Below are 1,784 nucleotides of genomic sequence, written 5' to 3' on the forward strand. Positions count from 1 at the left end.
GGTGCTGGGACCGGCGGCGGGCGGGGCCGCCTACGGGCCCGCGCTGACCGACCTGGTGATCATGGCCGAGGCCGGGCGGGTGTTCGTGACTGGCCCGGACGTGGTGCGTTCGGTGACCGGCGAGCAGATCGACATGGCCGGGCTCGGCGGGCCGAAGGCGCACGGTGAGCGCTCCGGCCTCGCGCACGTGACCACCGGCTCCGAGCAGGAGGCCTACCGGCGCACCCGCGACCTCGTCACGCTGCTGAGCGCACCGGGCGGGTCCGGCGCGGTAGCGACCGGCGACGACCTGCGCGCGTTCCTGCCGGAGTCGCCGAAGCGGGCCTACGACGTGCGGCCGCTGGTGCGCGGGCTGCTCGACGACGGCCCGGAAGGCTTCGTGGAGCTGCAACCGAAGTGGGCCGCGAACATGGTCACCGGCCTCGGGCGGCTCGGCGGCCGGACCGTCGGGCTGCTGGCGAACAACCCGCTGCGCAAGGGCGGCTGCCTCGATTCGCTGTCGGCGGAGAAAGCGGCCCGGTTCGTGCGGTTCTGCGACTCCCGCGGCATCCCGATGGTGGTGCTGGTCGACGTGCCCGGATACCTGCCCGGCGTCGGGCAGGAGTGGGGCGGCGTGGTGCGCCGCGGCGCGAAGCTGCTGCACGCGTTCGCCGAGTCGGTGGTGCCGCGGGTGACGCTGGTGCTGCGCAAGTCCTACGGCGGCGCCTACATCGCGATGAACGCGCGCTCGCTCGGCGCGACCGCCGTGTTCGCCTGGCCGGAGGCCGAAGTCGCCGTGATGGGGGCGAAGGCCGCCGTCGGGATCCTGCACCGCAAGCAGCTCGCCGCCGCTGCCGAGCAAGAGCGGGCAGCGCTGGAGGAATCGCTGATCGCCGAGCACGAGCGCGTCGCGGGCGGGGTCGGCAGGGCGATGTCGCTAGGAGTCGTCGACGAGATCATCGAACCCGCCGACACCCGCAAGCGCCTCGCCGACGCGCTCGCCGCTGCGCCGCCGAACCGCGGCCACCACGGCAACATCCCGCTGTGAGGGCCGGTCTGCGCAGGTGGTCGGGTTGTGCGGCTGACGCCGCTCGAGAACACACCCGGACACTCGGGCACGCTCCGAACCGCCGGTGACCTCCCAACGGAAGCGGCGGCCCTCGCGCTCGATGCTCACCAGCGCGAAGGCCGCCCCGCTCCGGTCACTGCTCGATGGTCACCTTGATCGCCGCCCCGCTGCGGATCGTCTCGATCGCCTCCAGCACGCCGTCCAGCCCGAGGCGATGCGTGATCAGATCCCGCACCGCCACCTCGCCGGCGGCGATCAGCTCCAGCGCGCGCTTGTTGTGCCGCGGCGCCGAACCGTTCGCGCCGACGATGCTCAGCTCGCGGTAGTGCACCAGGTTCGAGTCGCACCCGATGATCGGCGCATCCTTGGGCAGCCCGCCGAAGAAGCTGATCCGCCCGCTGCGCGCGGCCATCCGCACCGCCTGCTCCTGAGCCTGCCCGGCGGCCACCGCGGTGATCACCACGTCGGCACCGACGTCATCGGTCAGCCGCAGCACCTCGGCGACCGGATCGGCCGCCGAAGCGTCGATCGCGGCATCCGGACCCACCAGCTGCGCCGCCCGCGCCAGCCGGTCGGGGTTCGGCTCGACCAGGAACACCGCCGCGGCACCGCGCGCCCGCGCGAGCCGGGTGTGCAGGCAGCCGATCGGCCCGGCCCCCATCACCACCACGCCGTCGCCGGGCCCCACCCCGGCGAGTTACTGGCCGTTGAGCACGCAGGCCAGCGGTTCGGCCAC

2 protein-coding genes are annotated in these 1,784 nt (G+C 73.9%); one reads left to right on the plus strand and one right to left on the minus strand.

The annotated features are described in order from the left end of the window. Window positions 1-1,027 (plus strand): carboxyl transferase domain-containing protein (locus tag IJH84_RS18400; protein ID WP_295146696.1); only part of this gene is annotated, 1,027 nt, incomplete at its 5' end. A gap of 154 nt (window positions 1,028-1,181) precedes the next feature. On the opposite strand, the gene IJH84_RS18405 is transcribed toward IJH84_RS18400, so the two are convergent. Then, entirely contained in the window at window positions 1,182-1,736 is a 555-nt protein-coding gene (locus IJH84_RS18405) for a zinc-binding dehydrogenase (protein ID WP_295146698.1), read from the minus strand. Window positions 1,737-1,784: the final 48 nt, after the last annotated feature.

The sequence above is a fragment of the Saccharopolyspora sp. genome (genome assembly GCF_017434145.1).
GTDB classification, from domain to species: domain Bacteria; phylum Actinomycetota; class Actinomycetes; order Mycobacteriales; family Pseudonocardiaceae; genus Saccharopolyspora_C; species Saccharopolyspora_C galaxeae.